Genomic DNA, 753 nt, shown 5'->3' on the forward strand with positions numbered 1-753 from the left:
TGACGCGGCAGACATTGCCCTCGACGGCGCCGCTGCTGTGGGGCAGGGTCAGCCCGTTGGTGACGGCGTCTTGGTCACGGCGGACGCCGCGGGTGAAAGTGTGCAGGGCGGGGAGGTCGTCGGTCTCGACTGCGGTGAGCCAGTTTTCGAGGTGCTGGGCGCCGGTGAGGCCGGCCATCATTGGGGCGAAGGCGGTGACATGCTCGGCAAGCCGGGCCAGGACGGTGCTGCGGTCCTTGAGCTGGGAGAGCTGAGTGGCCTCGTCCTCGGTGAGGTGGTCTGGGTGACTGGTGAGCCGGCGGGTCACGTCGCGAACCTTGGGCGGTGGCGCGGGCAGGTCGGCCACCTGCTGATAAGGGTGTAACGGCAAGACGAACCGGCGGACGGAGCGCTTGCTGCCGGTGTAGCCCTGGGCGGTGATCTCGGCGTGGAGTCGGGCGGCGTCGTGGACGCCTTCGTTCCAGCGGCGGTGCAGGTAGGCCCCGTACCGGTCGATGGGACGCACGCTCTTGCGAGGACCGTTGATGAGCTCGTCGGCGGTGGCCGCGAGCCGGAACTTGCGGACGGTCTTGTCAGCCAGGCCGAGGATCTTACAGATCTCGGTGTGCGTCCGGCCTTCCGCCAGGAGGGCGTGGATGACGGCGTGGCGTTCTCGGGTGCGGAGCGCCGTCCGGGATTGCGGCACGTCAGGGGCTGTGTCGGCCGTTGGTTCCTCATCGGCGGGTGGCGTCTGGGGTGGGAGCTCGGCCAGGT

The 753-nt window shown here is 69.5% G+C and carries 1 protein-coding gene; it reads right to left on the bottom strand.

What is annotated here, in order from left to right; all coding sequences use genetic code 11:
* Window positions 1–685, bottom strand: a 685-nt coding sequence (locus E1294_RS52105; RefSeq protein WP_132520814.1) for a transposase, incomplete at its 3' end; no start/stop codon positions are given.
* Between the last annotated feature and the right edge of the window lie 68 nt (window positions 686–753).

This window comes from Nonomuraea diastatica, assembly GCF_004349015.1.
GTDB lineage: Bacteria > Actinomycetota > Actinomycetes > Streptosporangiales > Streptosporangiaceae > Nonomuraea > Nonomuraea diastatica.